Origin of the sequence: uncultured Psychroserpens sp. (genome assembly GCF_947501425.1) — a bacterium.
Classification (GTDB): domain Bacteria; phylum Bacteroidota; class Bacteroidia; order Flavobacteriales; family Flavobacteriaceae; genus Psychroserpens.
Genome location: NZ_CANMVN010000002.1, coordinates 1 through 15,025 on the forward strand (window position 1 = coordinate 1; position 15,025 = coordinate 15,025).

Sequence of the window (15,025 nt, forward strand, 5' to 3'; positions counted from 1 at the left end):
TAAGTACTTTATCACTTAAGCGGGTGCAAATATAAAACCCTTTTTTTTATCCCACAATACTTATCTGTACTTTTTTTGAAATTATTTTTAATTCAATTTAATTACTCAAAATATTGCGTTAGAACATCACTAACTTATCCCGTTAGCGGGTGCAAATATACAACCACTATTTTTATACCACCAAAACTTTTTTAATCTTTTTTTCTATTTATTTTTTTTGTAATCCCACATCAACTATAAATGAGGGAATTAGACTACTGTAATTGTAAAAGATTTTTCTTTTCCACAAAATTATGAAGTAAATAATATTATCTATTACATATATATTGTATCTGAATATTTAAGATACTATCTTTGCCAACTTAATTATACTCAATATTATGATAGATATTACTTTACCAGATGGTAGTATAAAAACTTTTGAGGCAGGAACTACTCCAATGGAAGTTGCCAAAAGTATAAGCGAAGGGTTTGCACGAAATGTTATTTCTGCAAATTTTAATGATGAAGTAATAGAAACTTCTACACCTTTAAATACAGATGGATCTTTAGTACTATATACGTGGTCTAATGAAGAAGGAAAAAAAGCGTTTTGGCATTCAAGCTCTCACGTCATGGCTCAAGCTTTGGAAGAGCTATATCCTGGTATTAAGCTATCAATTGGACCTGCAATTGAAAATGGATTTTATTACGATGTCGATTTTGGAGAACACTCTATATCAGAGAAAGACTTCAAAACTATCGAAAATAAAATGTTAGAGATAGCACGAGGTAAACATGATTTTAAAATGCGCTCTGTAACAAAAGCTGAGGCACTTTCACTTTATAAATCTCAAAATAACGAATATAAGGTTGAACTTATCGAGAACTTAGAAGACGGTACCATCACATTTTGTGATCATTCTACGTTTACAGATTTATGTCGTGGAGGACATATTCCAAATACTGGAATAATCAAAGCTATTAAGCTTATGTCTGTTGCTGGAGCATATTGGAGAGGTGACGAGAACAACAAGCAACTTACCAGAGTTTATGGCATCTCATTTCCGAAGCAAAAAGAATTAACCGAATATTTACAATTATTAGAAGAAGCAAAAAAACGTGACCACAGAAAATTAGGAAAAGAGTTAGAACTATTTACATTTTCACAAAAAGTAGGTCAAGGGCTCCCTCTATGGCTTCCAAAAGGTGCCGCATTAAGGGAAAGACTTGAAAATTTTTTGAAGGCCGCTCAGAAAAAAGCTGGATATGAAATGGTAATTTCTCCACATATTGGACAAAAAGAACTGTATGTAACCTCTGGTCATTTTGCAAAATATGGTGAAGATAGTTTTCAACCTATAAACACACCTGCTGAAGGCGAGGAATTCTTATTAAAGCCAATGAATTGTCCACATCATTGTGAAATATACAATTCAAGACCTTTTTCATATAAAGAATTACCTAAGAGATATGCCGAATTTGGCACAGTTTACAGATATGAACAAAGTGGAGAACTTCATGGTCTAACCAGAGTAAGAGGGTTTACTCAAGACGATGCCCATATATTCTGTACTCCAGATCAATTAGATGCTGAGTTTAAAGAGGTAATAGATCTTGTATTGTATGTCTTTGGTTCTTTAGGATTTGAAAACTTTAAAGCTCAGGTATCACTTAGGGATCCCGAAAATCCTGATAAATATATAGGTAGCGATGAAAATTGGAAAAAAGCTGAAGATGCTATTTTAAATGCAGCGATTGACAAGGGTCTAGATTATGTTGTAGAAACAGGTGAAGCTGCATTCTATGGTCCAAAATTAGATTTCATGGTTAAGGATGCTTTAGGTAGAAACTGGCAACTTGGTACAATTCAGGTGGATTACAATTTACCAGAACGATTTGAATTAACCTATAAAGGAAGTGACAATGAACTTCATAGACCTGTGATGATTCATCGCGCACCTTTTGGAAGTATGGAGCGTTTCATTGCCATTTTATTAGAACACACTGGTGGTAATTTCCCATTATGGCTCATGCCTGAACAGGTAATTGTACTATCATTGAGCGAGAAATATGAAAAATACTCGGAAAAAGTTTTAAATTTGCTAGAAAATCACGAAATTCGCGCCCTCGCAGATAATAGAAATGAGACCATAGGTAAGAAAATCCGTGAAGCGGAAATGAATAAAATACCTTTCATGATTATTATTGGTGAAAACGAAGAGAAAGAAAACAAGATATCTGTTCGTCAACATGGTGGAGAAGATTTAGGCATGATTAGTGTAGATAAATTTTCAGAGATTGTTGAAAATGAAATAAATAAGACATTAAAAACATTCAAATAAATAAGTTTAATTAAAATATATAAGTCATAGCAATACGTAGAAGACACAACTCAAGAAGAGTAGTAAAAGAAGATCAACACAAAATTAACTCTAAAATTAGAGCTGAGAAGGTAAGACTTGTTGGTGATAATGTAGAAGTTGGTATTTATTCAACAAAGGAAGCATTAGCCATTGCCGATGAGCAAGGGTTAGACCTTGTTGAAATTTCGCCAAAAGCTGATCCTCCAGTCTGTAAAGTTATGGACTATAAAAAGTTTCTTTACGAACAAAAGAAACGTGAAAAAGCGCTTAAAGCTAAAGCTTCTAAGGTGACTATAAAAGAAATTCGTTTTGGACCTCAAACTGATGACCATGATTACGAGTTTAAAAAGAAACACGCTGAGAAGTTTTTAAAAGATGGTGCAAAACTTAAAGCCTTTGTATTTTTCAAAGGACGTTCAATTATATTTAAAGAACAAGGTCAAATCTTATTATTAAGATTAGCTCAAGATCTTGAAGAATTAGGTAAAGTTGAACAAATGCCTCGTTTGGAAGGTAAGCGTATGACGATGTTCATTGCGCCAAAAAAACCAAAATAAACCTTCGCCAAAGCTTCGGTTTATGTAATAATGAATAACTGCTGAAAAGTTCAGCATTAAGATAATAAGCGAAACGTAAATAAAACTAGGAGACAATGCCTAAAATGAAAACAAAATCAAGTGCTAAGAAACGTTTTAAACTAACTGGCACTGGTAAGATTAAAAGAAAGCACGCTTTTAAGAGTCATATTTTGACAAAAAAATCTAAAAAGCGTAAGTTAGCTTTAACTCATGACACTTTGGTACACAAAGCAGATGAGAACAATATTAAAACAATGTTACGTTTAAAGTAATACGGTTTTAATCGGTTAAAACAAATTATAAACCCTGGAGTTAGGCAAAAGTATTTAGCAAGTGTCAATTTTTTGACCGCCTACTACAAAAAAACAATTTAAAAAATGCCAAGATCAGTAAATTCAGTAGCGAAAAGAGCCAGAAGAAAAAAGGTTCTTAAGCAAGCAAAAGGTTACTTCGGAAGACGTAAAAACGTTTGGACAGTAGCTAAAAATGCGGTTGATAAAGCGATGCAATATTCGTACAGAGACCGTAGAAATAAAAAAAGAACATTCCGCTCACTTTGGATCATGCGTATCAACGCAGGAGCTAGACAACACGGAATGAGCTATTCTAAGTTTATGGGAAAACTCAAAGCTAACAACATCGAATTGAACCGTAAGGTTCTTGCAGATTTAGCAATGAATAACCCAGAAGCTTTTGAAGCAATAGTAAACAAAGTAAAATAGGGCTTTCGCCTAAACAATAACAACAATTCGCTTATAAAACCGATTCAGAAATGAATCGGTTTTTTTATGTTCTTATTTTAATTTCTCAAAGTCAAAATCACACGACATTTCATTTTTTATAATTAACTTACAAATCAATTAAAACAAATCCTATGAAGCGTATTCAACTCATTGCAACCCTCACTCTACTTGTCACGTTCAACATATTTAGCCAAGAAAAAAAGAAAGAAAAGTCTTGGGACGTTTCTAACCCTGAAGGTAATTGGGACTTTAAAGAACTAAAACTATCAACTAATGAAGGTACATGGATGAATTTAGATGTGAGTCCGGATGGTCAATCTATTGTTTTCGATCTCCTTGGAGATATTTATAAGTTAGATATCTATGGTGGAAAAGCTAAAATACTAAGAGAGGGGTTGCCTTTTGAAATCCAACCACGTTTTAGTCCAGATGGAGAACATATTTCTTTCACTAGTGATGCAGGTGGTGGTGATAATATTTGGATTATGAATAGTGACGGATCTGATGCCAAACAAATCACGAAAGAAAATTTCAGATTATTAAACAATGCGATATGGACTCCAGATGGAAATTATATCATTGCCAGAAAACACTTTACTTCAGGTCGTTCGTTAGGAGCTGGAGAGCTATGGATGTATCACAAAACTGGAGGTAGTGGTATTCAACTTACTAAAAAGAAAAATGATCAACAAGACGTCAATGAGCCATCACTTTCTCCCGATGGTAAATACCTATATTATAGTGAAGACATGTATCCTGGTGGCTTTTTTCAGTATAATAAAGATCCTAATAAACAAATCTATGTCATTAATAGATATGATATGGACACTGGTAAAACTGATAGAATTACAGGCGGTCCAGGTGGCGCAGCACGTCCTCAAATTTCAAGAGATGGAAAAAAACTAGCCTTTGTTAAACGTGTTCGTACTAAATCTGTGCTTTATATTCATGATCTGGATACTGGTGAAGAATGGCCTATCTATGACCAGCTAAATAAAGACCAACAGGAGGCTTGGGCTATATTTGGAGTGTATACAAATTTCAATTGGATGCCAAATGATGAAGACATCGTTATTTGGTCTGGTGGAAAAATAAAGAAGATTAATATCAATTCACTCAATGTTTCTGAAATCCCTTTTCAAGTGGATGCTACGATTAAAATGGCTAAAGCAATTGAGTTTGACACACCTGTAGCACCAAAAACCTTTGATGCAAAAGTAATTCGTCATGTAGTGACATCTCCTGATGGCAAATCAATTGTATTTAACGCCTTAGGCTATTTGCACACACAAAAATTACCTAACGGAAAAGCAGAACGTTTAACTACTGGAAGCGATTTTGAATTTGAACCTACCTTCTCTCCTGACGGAAAAACAATTACCTATGTGACATGGAATGATGAAAATCTGGGAGCTATCTATTCTGTTCCTGTAACAGGAGGAACTCCTACTAGACTATCTTCTGAAAAAGGAATTTACAGAAATCCGTCATACTCACATAATGGGAAACATATTGTTTATCGTAAAGAAGGCGGTAATAATGAACAAGGAAGAACCTATACAAAGAAGACAGGTCTATATCTTATGAATGCTGATGGATCAAATCCAAAACGTGTGAGTAAAGAAGGTGATTATCCAATATTCAATACTGATGATACGAGAATTATTTATCAAAAGGGTGGACAATTTTTTGGGTCCCTTACTAAAGAATTAAAAAGTGTAGATCTCAACGGTTTTGAGGAACGTATTCATGTCAAGTCTAAACACGGAAACCGTTTGGTTCCAAGTCCTGATGGCAATTGGATTGCATTTATTCATTTACATAAAGTCTATATGGCTCCAATGCCTAAAGCAGGAAAAACGCTTGATCTTACAGATAAATCAAAGTTTGTTCCTATATCCAAACTCTCTAAAGATGCTGGTATCAATTTACATTGGTCTAAAGACAGTAGAACCATTCATTGGACATTGGGTCATATGTACTATTCGGCACAAGCTTCAGAAGATACTAAGCTCGTTGAGAAAGGCACTAAGATAAATCTGGAAGCAAAAACCGATATACCTGATGGAAAGATTGCTTTAAAAGGTGCTCGAATTATCACTATGGAAGGTAATGAAGTTATAGAGAATGGAACAATCATTATTACAAATAACAAAATAGATCGTATTGGTAATTCTTCAGAAATAACCATACCATCAGATGCAAAGGTTTATGATGTTTCCGGAAAAACTATTATGCCTGGAATGGTTGATGCCCATGCACATATAGGTGGATTCCGTTACGGGCTGACCACACAAAAGCATTGGCAATTCTATGCAAATCTAGCGTATGGTGTCACCACTGCTCATGACCCTTCTGCTCATTCTGAAACTGTTTTCGCACTTTCCGAATTACAAAAAAATGGAACACTAGTTGGTCCACGCCTCTACTCTACTGGATTTATACTTTATGGTGCTGATGGTGATTTTAAAGCAGTTATCAATAATCTGGAAGATGCTCGCTCATCCATAAGACGTACTAAAGCATTTGGCGCCTTGTCTGTAAAAAGTTATAATCAACCTAGACGTGAACAACGACAGCAAGTATTACAAGCGGCAAGAGAAGAAGGTATTTTTGTTGTTCCAGAAGGAGGATCGACTTTTTATCATAACATTACTATGGTTATGGATGGACATACAGGTGTTGAGCATAATATTCCGGTAGCTCCTGTTTATAAAGACGTTTTAGAACTTTGGGGACAAAGTAATGTTGGGTACACACCTACACTAATTGTAAATTATGGAGGTATGAACGGTGAAATGTTTTGGTATCAAAATACTAATGTGTGGGAAAATGAAAAGTTACTCAAGTTTACACCAAGAAGTATTATTGATGCACGTTCAAGACATCGTATTATGATTCCAGATGAAGAATATGACAATGGACACATATTGGTTTCAAAAACCTGTAAAGCACTTAACGACGCTGGTGTTAAAGTAAATCTTGGTGCACACGGACAATTACAAGGCCTAGGAGCGCATTGGGAATTGTGGTTGCTCCAACAAGGAGGCATGTCAAATCATGAGGCTTTAAAAGCTGCTACCATCAATGGTGCCAATTATATTGGAGCTGCAAATGATATTGGTTCATTAAAAGAAGGAAAACTTGCAGATCTGATTGTAATGGATAAGAATCCCCTAGACGATATCAGAAACTCGGAAAGCATTATTTACACCATGATTAATGGTCGTATGTATGATACTGAGACTATGAATGAAATTGGAAACCACCCTAAAGAACGTAGTAAATTCTATTGGGAAAATTCTAAATATAACCAAGCGTTTCCTTGGCATGAAGACTCACAGAGTTTTACAAGAAGTGGTTGCGGTTGTCATGTAGGATCTCACTAAAAATAAAACAATCCAATTCATATAGAATTGGATTTTTTTATGCGTTGATAATATATACTTTGAGCTTTTTTTGTTTTCCTTTTAGCGTAACATCTTCATCTATTTCCTCATAGTTAATTAGGTTACTATTGAGTTTTGCTAACACTGTTTTAGAGATGATAAGCGAAGCGTTGTAATTTTTACACAAGCCTTGAATTCTGGATGCTGAGTTAATCACATCGCCATGAAAAGCCAATTCTTTTTTAACAGTTCCAACTTCAGCAATCATAATTGTGCCAAAATGCACTCCTGCTTTAAATACTGGTGTATGCTCATATTCAGATTGATAATACTGTGACTTTTCAAGCAATGATTTTTGAAATGCAAAAAACAGCTTTGTGCAGTTATTATTTTTAAATCCCCTTTTCTCAGTCCAGTTAATAACAGCTTCGTCACCAACATACTGATAGACTTCTGCTTCATATTTCCGAAGTAAGTTATTTAAATCTTTAAAACAGTCTTGTATGAATCGACTATATTTTTCGTGACCTAAATGTTCTGCTATCTTAGTAGAATCTTTAAGGTCTAGAAACATTAGAACTCGTTTCTCTTCTTTTGGTTTTTTATATTTACCAAGAAGCATATTTAAAAACACGCCTCGCCCAAACTTATCATTAGCTATACGTATAAGTGAAAATACTACTGATGAAATGATAAAGAAAATAACTGTGTTCCAAAAGAAAGGGTCTTCGCGCCACCAGCCTCTTTCATTAGGTAAATCTATATCTATACTGTCCTCAATTAAAAAAGATATAGAACTTAACAAGATAACTATAAGTACAAAATAGATTATTGATTTAATAAGAATTGTTGCTCCTAAAATTAGTTTTTTGCTGATATAGATATCAAATAAAAATTCTATAATAGCATATACAAACCCCATAATTGCACCAACTAAAATTGCGAATTCAAAATAAGCTCTTATGGGCAAATACAACACATCGTCTGTAAATATTTTGAGTTCCTCCTCTAATCCATTGTAGCGAATTGTTGTAAAGAATATGAAGGCTAATACCCAGTAAATTACTGAGGAGAATTGTAATAAAAAGAATTCCTTAACTCTATTATTCATCTAGCTGAAATAAAGTTTTTTATGTTTTTTGCTTTTTCTTTTTTGCTGCTGGAAAGAGCACATTATTTAAAATTAATCGGTAACCTGGTGATGTAGGATGAAGATCCAGTTCTGTTTTTGGGTCTCCTACTTTGTGTGTATAATCTTCCGGATCATGTCCTCCATAAAAGGTAAAAAATCCTTTTCCTTTTATTCCATGTATGTATTTTGCCTCACCATTGGTTTTATTTTCACCCATAATCAGAACATTAGATTTTATTTCATCACGTGTAAATGATGTTGTTTGCCCCATAAATCCTTTAACTAAAGCCGTATGGTTTTGGCACAACATTGAAGGTATTGGATCCCATTTCGCCGAAAACTCCATCAGAGAAAAATAATCTGTAGTCATAGGAATACGACGCTTTCTAGTCATATCAATTGATGAAAACTCGTATACATTTGGACTTCTTTCCAGTAAGAAATCTTTAAATGCGAATGTTTTACTGTAATCTATTTTATTTTGATAACCAGCATCACTACCATCACCATCAAACATAGGCTCGCAAATATCTACACCATCAGCAGATAAGGCAATATCAAAACTATCTGTTGCACTACACATAGCAAACATAAATCCGCCTCCTATAACATATTCTCTAATTTTTTTGGCTACTGCTAATTTCTCTTCGGAGACTTTAGCGTATCCTAATCTTGCTGCTAATTCTTCTGCTTCTTTCTTTTCTTGAATATACCAAGATGCAGAACGATAGGCTCTGTAGAACTTTCCGTATTGTCCAGTAAAATCTTCATGATGTAAATGTAACCAATCGTATAAAAGCAAAGCATCATTTAAAACTTCTTCATCATATACTGTTTCATAAGGAATTTCAGCATAAGTCAATACCATAGTTACAGCATCATCCCAAGGCTGCAAACCTTTTGGCGTGTATACTGCAATTTTAGGAGCTTTCTCTAAAACAACAGCTTCCATATTTTGAGATGGACTGGCAATCATATTTAGAATCTCCTCTGCTTTAGCATTTGAAATGACTTCAAAACTCACGCCTCTTATTTGACATTCACGTTGAATTTCTTCAGAATCGGGTAGTAAAAATGAGCCACCTTTATAGTTGAGCAACCACTTTACTTTGAGTTGCTTTTCGAGCGTCCAAAAAGTAACACCATAAGCTTTAAGGTGATTATCTTGACCCTCCGCATCCATAGGAATTAAAATATATGATGCATATGAAGGTAAAGCAACCAACATTAGAAAGAGTAAAACAATTATCTTTTTCATTTGAAATTTATCTTTTTACTATTGAAATATACTTAAAAAATAATGCTAAGCGATACGCTTTAATATAGTTTTATGTTTTTTTAGCTGAAATACACGTTTTCAAGATAACGCTAGCTTTTGTAGTTGATTGTAGTAAGGTTGACATTCGTTTAACAAGGGTATCAGATGCTGCGGAAATGGATCTGTTTTAGGCGTATAAGTCGAGAACCCAGAAGACTTATGCACATTAGTGTACCAATATTTTGCCCAGACACCATCCTCTGGACGTTTGGCTGGAGTCCAGTTAAGCATGTGCTTGTCGAAAGAAATTCCAACATGTTCACATAACTGTTTGAGTACACCTTCAGGATTTAATAATACATTCTTAGCGTCTAAAACCACATAGTCGATATCTTGTTTTTCAAATTCGTTTAATAAATCAATATGTAGTTTGTAACCAACATCATCAATGGTAGGATTTTTAATCACTTTATCAAAAGAGGGTAACATTTCTTTCGGATCTCTGGTCAAAATCACATTGGTAAGCTGTTTCATGAAACTACGATCGAGATCAAGTATATGATGTGTCATATTTTTAAAAAATAAGACTGGTTTCTCCGAGTAGTTGAGCATCATTTCTACAACTGCACTGCCATCGTTTTCCATAGTTCTCAAAATCTCCTCAGCTCCTGGATGGTAAGTTTTTGCACTGCTATTATTAAGATAATAGGCATATAAAGGTTCATCAAATACTCGTGTATCCTGTCGTTGAGCAAAGCTATACATCAATGCTGTAGAAATATTTCGAGGTCCTGACCATACCGAAATTCGTTTTATCGTATCAGTTCCCATGGCTCACCGCTTCTTTGATAAGGTCTTGATATAAACCACTAAGCGTTCTGGTCATATCTCCAAAAGACTTGGTTCCAATTTGTCGGCCATCAATTTTGGTCACAGGCGTTAATCCACCAAAAGTTCCAGTAACAAAGGCTTCATCTGCACCATAAACATCAAATAGTGAGAAGTTTTTTTGGTGGCATACAATACCGTTTCGAGAACATGCTTCAATTACCTTTGCTCTTGTGATACCATTCATACAGTACTGGCCTGTAGAGGTCCAAACTTCTTCATTTTTTATCATAAAGAAATTGGTAGCATTACAAGTTGATACAAATCCGTTGATATCCAACATTAATGCTTCATCTGCTCCAGCTTCTATAGCTTGAATGAGTGCTTGAACTTCGTGCAATTTACTATGACAATTGAGTCGTGGGTCTAAATAATCTGGTGCTCCTCGTCTAATGGTGCTTGTAAATAAGGTGATGCCTTTCTCTTTACTTGTTTCAGAAGCTTTTTTATATTCAGGAATGATTACAATATTTGGCCCATAAATAGTTAATCTTGGATCTTGTGATGGTGTTTTTTTAACACCACGTGTGATCATAACTCTGACGTGCACATGATCGGTCATATTGTTCTCATTGAGAACGTTCCAGATGGTTTGGGTCAATTCTTCTTTTGAAAACGGAAATGTCATTCCAACCGTTGCAGCTGCTGTCCACAAACGTTCCAAATGATCCTCAAGAAATACTAAAACACCTTGATGTAAGCGCATAGCTTCCCAGATGCCATCACCTACTAAATAACCACTATCAAATACTGAAATCTTAGCGTCTTCGCGTTTAAAAAATTCACCGTTAATGTAGATTTTAATGTCTTTATTTCTGTCGTCACTGACAGCATTATGCGTTCCATGAACCATTTTTAAAAAAGTTTAAATATGATTCTAGAAAGATAATTAAAAAACCAGAGTTGTCAATCTATTTTTTGAGTGGTTTAATACTACGCTCAGGTCCGGAAAGTAATGATGCAATGACTTTGGTTTCCTGAAATTGCTCAAGAATGATTTTGACAAATACAGTAATTGGAATAGCCATAATCAAACCAGGTATGCCCCAAATAAAACCCCAAAGCATAAGCATTATTAAAACAGTGATCACATTTATTGAGAAGGATTTCCCCATAAAAATAGGCTCCAAAATGGCACCAAATAATACCTGTACTCCTGATATGGAAACAATAAAGAAGAATAAGGTGCTTGTAGGATCTAACTCTACAAATGCAAATATTGACAATAAGATCACAGAAATAAAAGATCCTACCATTTGTACAAAGTTGATTAGAAATGCAAATAGTCCCCAAAAAATAGGAAAACTCACATCAAAGAATACACATGCCAGACCTGTAAATATTCCAGTAAGTAAACTCACTAAAAATTTCACTTTAATAAATTTAATCAAGTCTTTTTCAATTTTCATGAAAGTCTTTATCGAAGTATGCTTTCGTTTAAGAATAGTATTATTCATTACCTTATGCATATTGATAGATTCTGACAACCACAAAATTGTAAAAAAAGTAATCATCAATATATTAGTGAGGAATTTTCTTATAAAATCAAATGTTGACCCTAAATTCTCTTGTTGAAAAAATTGGGCAAAGAAGTTACCTTCAGTATTGTATTCCAAACCAAATTCCTGTTGCAAATAGGTCATTAAATCATTGATCTTTACTTCAGCTTTACTAAGAAATTCAACATTATTGGACATGATTTGCTTACTAGATAATTGCACCAATTCGATACCAATAAAAACACCAATAGCTACAAGACTAATGACAATAATAATACTAATCAATCTTGGTACATTTCGTCGTCCCAACCAGCGCATTAATGGTAAGAATAACAACGCAATGAACATTGACGAAATTAACGGAATAAAAATAAACGATAAGATCTTAAGTAAATAAAATATCAACGGAATCACAATGACCAACAATAAAATATTAGTCGTACGTCTTTGGTCTAACATGAGGCAATCTTTTCCTTAGCTGAATTAGCAAATTTAGGGTATTAAGTTGTTAAATTTTCCCAAAAAAACTTAAAATGGCACATCATTATCATCATCACCTTCTGGTGCATCGAAAGCATCAGCTGCTGATGGGAAATTATCAGGTTTGAATGTGTCATCATTAGCCGCTGCATTCATTTTAGAATGGAACTCTCCAAATGGTGTATCAAAATCGTCGAGATTATCAAACTTACCTAAATGACCAATAAATTTGAGTCGGATATTTTCTAAACCACCATTTCTGTGTTTAGCAACAATAAACTCTCCCTGACCTTCAGTAGGAGAACGTTCTTCGTCATCCCATTCATCAATTTTATAATATTCGGGTCTGTAAATAAAACTTACAATATCGGCATCCTGCTCAATGGCTCCAGACTCACGTAAATCGGATAAGAGTGGTCGTTTACTACCACCACGTGTTTCTACAGCACGTGATAACTGAGACAGTGCAATAACAGGAACGTTCAGTTCTTTTGCTAAAGCTTTTAAGTTACGAGAGATCATAGATATCTCCTGCTCACGGTTTCCACCTTTCTGACTTCCACCTGCTGTCATTAATTGCAGGTAATCAATCATAATCATTTTGATACCATACTGCGATGCTAATCGACGAGCTTTTGCTCTAAGATCGAAAATGGACAATGAAGGTGTATCATCAATAAACAGTGGTGCTTTCTCTAGAGTTTTAACCTTGACATTTAACTGCTCCCACTCGTGCTTCTCTAATTTTCCTGTTCTTAATTTTTCCGAAGATAATCCAGTTTCAGAGGAGATCAAACGTGTGATCAATTGTACTGAGGACATCTCTAATGAGAAAAATGCTACTGGAATATTGGTGTTTACAGCAATATTTCTTGCCATAGTCAAGGTTAAAGCAGTTTTACCCATACCAGGACGTGCAGCTACAATAATCAAATCACTAGGTTGCCAACCAGAAGTTAACTTATCTAATTTTGTGAATCCAGTAGGAATTCCACTCAAGCCCTCTTTATTTGAAATCTCTTCAATTTTCTTTTTGGCCTGAATTACTAGACTCTGAGCAGTTTCTGTTGATTTTTTGACGTTACCTTGAGTAACTTCATAGAGTTTAGCTTCAGCATTATCTAAAAGATCAAAAACATCTTTAGTTTCATCGTAAGCTTCTTCAATAATTTCGTTTGAAATTTTAATTAAACTACGTTGGATATATTTCTGAAGAATGATACGAGCATGAAACTCAATATGTGCTGAAGAGGACACACGTTGGGTCAATGATATGAGGTAAAAATCACCTCCAACCAAATCTAGTTTCGAATCCTTTTTTAGTTGACTAGAAACCGTTAATAAATCGACAGGCTCACTATTTTCAAATAATTTGAAAATAGCTTCAAAGATATGTTTATGTGCATCTTTATAAAAAGCGTCTGGGCTTAAAATATCAATAACCTCATCAACACCTTTTTTATCTATCATCATTGCCCCAAGCACAACTTCTTCTAAATCAATAGCTTGCGGAGGAATTTTTCCTTTCTCTAGGCTTATAATCGTGCTCTTATCAACTTGATAACCTTTTATTTGGTTGGGTTGTTTCATATCTGCGAATGTAAATAAATTGTTACCTAAAATTGAATTTACATTATTTTCAATCTCAACAGTTCGTTAACAATTTAACTGTTAATAACTTAAATATATTGTTAATAGTGATAAAAAAAACCGAAACCAATGGTTTCAGTTTTTTTAATCCGTTATTTTATAAGGATTAGCCTTTAAAAACTCCCATTGCTAAGTATTTATCCATACGTTGGTTTACTAAATCTTTTGGTGATAAGTTTTTTAGCTCCTCATAATTTTTTTCGATGGCTGTTTTAACAGCAAGAAAAGTTGCTTCTCTATCTGTATGAGCTCCACCTAATGGTTCTTTAATAATAATATCTACCAGCTTCAGTTTTTTCATATCTGGTGCTGTCAATTTTAATGCTTCGGCGGCTTGTTCTTTGTATTCCCAGCTTCTCCAAAGTATTGAAGAGCATGATTCTGGTGAAATAACAGAGTACCATGTATTCTCTAACATGAGTACTTTATCACCAACACCTATTCCTAAAGCTCCACCTGATGCGCCTTCACCAATAATGACAGTAATGATAGGCACTTTAAGACGTGTCATCTCTAAGATATTTCTGGCAATCGCTTCTCCTTGTCCGCGTTCTTCAGCTTCCAAACCTGGATAAGCTCCTGGTGTATCGATTAGTGTTACCACAGGAATTCCAAATTTCTCTGCCGATTTCATTAAACGCAATGCTTTACGATAGCCTTCTGGATTTGACATTCCAAAGTTTCTATACTGACGTGTTTTGGTATTAAATCCTTTTTGCTGACCAATAAACATATAGGTTTGGTCACCAATTTTACCCAATCCACCAATCATGGCTTTGTCATCTTTGACATTTCGATCACCATGCAATTCTAAAAATGAATCACCACAAAGTGCTTTGATGTGGTCTAATGTGTAAGGTCTATCAGGATGCCTAGATAGTTGAACACGTTGCCAAGCGGTTAGGTTTTTATAAATCTCCTTTTTAGTTTCTAAGAGTTTCTTTTCAATTTTTTTACAGGTTTGAGTAACGTCTACATCACTCTCCTCGCCTATTAATTGACATTTCTCTAGTTGATCCTGGAGTTCTTTTATGGGTAGTTCAAAATCTAAATATTCCATTGA

General features: G+C 34.5%; 12 protein-coding genes. 5 read left to right on the top strand and 7 right to left on the bottom strand.

Annotation, left to right across the window (positions count from 1 at the left end; genetic code table 11):
• The first annotated feature begins 380 nt into the window (after positions 1-380).
• From thrS to Q0951_RS02495, 5 genes are all read left to right on the top strand, one after another.
• Positions 381-2,324, top strand: a complete 1,944-nt coding sequence (gene thrS, locus Q0951_RS02475; RefSeq protein ID WP_299333874.1) for a threonine--tRNA ligase — start codon at positions 381-383, stop codon at positions 2,322-2,324.
• A 26-nt stretch (positions 2,325-2,350) separates the two neighbouring features.
• Positions 2,351-2,902: a translation initiation factor IF-3 gene (gene infC / locus Q0951_RS02480; protein WP_299334945.1), complete on the top strand. Its 552-nt coding sequence runs from the start codon at positions 2,351-2,353 to the stop codon at positions 2,900-2,902.
• 95 nt (positions 2,903-2,997) lie between these two features.
• The gene (rpmI, locus tag Q0951_RS02485; RefSeq protein WP_040250651.1) at positions 2,998-3,195 is read left to right on the top strand and encodes a 50S ribosomal protein L35; all 198 of its coding nucleotides are present in this window, start codon (positions 2,998-3,000) and stop codon (positions 3,193-3,195) included.
• Between the two features lie 105 nt (positions 3,196-3,300).
• A complete protein-coding gene (gene rplT, locus Q0951_RS02490) occupies positions 3,301-3,645 on the top strand; it encodes a 50S ribosomal protein L20 (RefSeq protein ID WP_204347045.1) in 345 nt (114 codons plus the stop codon).
• A gap of 152 nt (positions 3,646-3,797) precedes the next feature.
• Complete coding sequence (locus Q0951_RS02495; RefSeq protein ID WP_299333876.1) at positions 3,798-7,055, top strand: amidohydrolase family protein; 3,258 nt, start codon at positions 3,798-3,800, stop codon at positions 7,053-7,055.
• Between the two features lie 37 nt (positions 7,056-7,092).
• Here Q0951_RS02495 and Q0951_RS02500 read toward each other — a convergent pair whose 3' ends face one another.
• The 7 genes from Q0951_RS02500 to Q0951_RS02530 all read right to left on the bottom strand — a co-directional run bounded on the left by Q0951_RS02500 (position 7,093) and on the right by Q0951_RS02530 (position 15,022).
• Positions 7,093-8,166 (bottom strand): adenylate/guanylate cyclase domain-containing protein, encoded by a 1,074-nt coding sequence (locus tag Q0951_RS02500; RefSeq protein WP_299333878.1) that lies wholly within the window; start codon positions 8,164-8,166, stop codon positions 7,093-7,095.
• Positions 8,167-8,185: 19 nt separating this feature from the next.
• Entirely contained in the window at positions 8,186-9,445 is a 1,260-nt protein-coding gene (locus Q0951_RS02505) for an asparagine synthetase B (protein WP_299333881.1), read from the bottom strand.
• Positions 9,446-9,544: 99 nt separating this feature from the next.
• Positions 9,545-10,276, bottom strand: a complete 732-nt coding sequence (locus Q0951_RS02510; protein WP_299333883.1) for a sulfotransferase family protein — start codon at positions 10,274-10,276, stop codon at positions 9,545-9,547.
• On the bottom strand, positions 10,266-11,186 hold the full coding sequence (locus Q0951_RS02515) for an aminotransferase class IV (RefSeq protein WP_299333886.1): 921 nt from the start codon (positions 11,184-11,186) through the stop codon (positions 10,266-10,268). The genes Q0951_RS02510 and Q0951_RS02515 overlap by 11 nt, the downstream gene beginning before the upstream one ends.
• A gap of 58 nt (positions 11,187-11,244) precedes the next feature.
• Positions 11,245-12,291 (bottom strand): AI-2E family transporter, encoded by a 1,047-nt coding sequence (locus Q0951_RS02520; RefSeq protein WP_299333888.1) that lies wholly within the window; start codon positions 12,289-12,291, stop codon positions 11,245-11,247.
• A 69-nt stretch (positions 12,292-12,360) separates the two neighbouring features.
• Positions 12,361-13,902, bottom strand: a complete 1,542-nt coding sequence (gene dnaB / locus Q0951_RS02525; RefSeq protein WP_299333890.1) for a replicative DNA helicase — start codon at positions 13,900-13,902, stop codon at positions 12,361-12,363.
• A gap of 166 nt (positions 13,903-14,068) precedes the next feature.
• Complete coding sequence (locus Q0951_RS02530; protein WP_299333891.1) at positions 14,069-15,022, bottom strand: acetyl-CoA carboxylase carboxyltransferase subunit alpha; 954 nt, start codon at positions 15,020-15,022, stop codon at positions 14,069-14,071.
• Positions 15,023-15,025: the final 3 nt, after the last annotated feature.